Origin of the sequence: Arthrobacter sp. Bz4 (assembly GCF_003075455.1) — a bacterium.
Classification (GTDB): domain Bacteria; phylum Actinomycetota; class Actinomycetes; order Actinomycetales; family Micrococcaceae; genus Arthrobacter_D.
In genome coordinates this window covers 1-924 of the sequence record NZ_QDAE01000077.1, presented here as the reverse complement: position 1 = coordinate 924, position 924 = coordinate 1, and the positions used below count along the sequence as shown (strand labels likewise).

Sequence of the window (924 nt, the reverse complement as noted above, 5' to 3'; positions counted from 1 at the left end):
GTCCTGGCCTCGTCGGGTCCCTGCAAGGCCCGGGCTGCGGTGTCGACGCGGTGGAAAATCCCGGCAGCCTGGTCGGTGGGTAGGTAGGCTTCGAGCCACGCCATCCCGTCGTAGGCAGGACTCAGCTGCACTAACCGGCCCAGGACTGCTTTTTGACGGCGGGTGCTGATCGACTCGGGGTGCAGCCTCTCCCGGAGCCTCACTGCCTGGTAATAGAACTTCGAGACCGTCATCTTCCCGGCCATCGTAATGAGCCGGTCCTCGAACGCCGCCGACGCCGCCGCGAAGGTATGGGGGATGCTGGTGACTTCCTCCACCACAGCCCACGCGTGGCGACGGGAAAACCGACCAGCTTCCAAAGCATGGAGGGTGGAAGGGTAATGCCGGACCAGCAGGGTGCTGTGTTCGATCAGGGACCCCGCGGTACGTTCCGGCAAATGTAACGCGGCACCGACCTCGGCCGCGGCGAGGGGCTTATCGAATCCAAAGGCCCCGCGACCGCCGTGGATCTGCTCGGCCTGGAGGTCCAACGCCCGGGTAGCTAACTTGGCTTCCTGCGCATCAAGCCAGGACCTCAGCTCAGCGACGTCCTTCAACGCGTCCACCGTCTGAGCAGAGTCCAGACCCGCCACCGCAGCCAACCCGAGATGGCCGGTCAAGGCCGGCGATTCCGCACTGGAACGCACCCGCCCACCCGAACCAAATACCGGACCGGGCTTATCAGGCACGTCAGGCCCGTCGGCCTGAGGCGCCTCCCAGAACGCGTCAACACTGAGCGGACCACCCGGACCATACCCACCCGACACCCGAGGCACCCGAGGCACCCGAGGCACCCGAGGCACCCGAGGCACCCGAGGCACCCGAGGCACCCGAGGCACCCGAGGCAGTGTTCGCGGACCCGCTATCAGAAGCGGAATCGGAGCC

The 924-nt window shown here is 66.6% G+C and carries 1 protein-coding gene; it reads right to left on the bottom strand.

What is annotated here, in order from left to right:
• On the bottom strand, positions 1–728 hold a 728-nt coding region (locus DDA93_RS16120; RefSeq protein ID WP_243400680.1), incomplete at its 3' end, for a DUF222 domain-containing protein.
• Positions 729–924 lie beyond the last annotated feature (196 nt).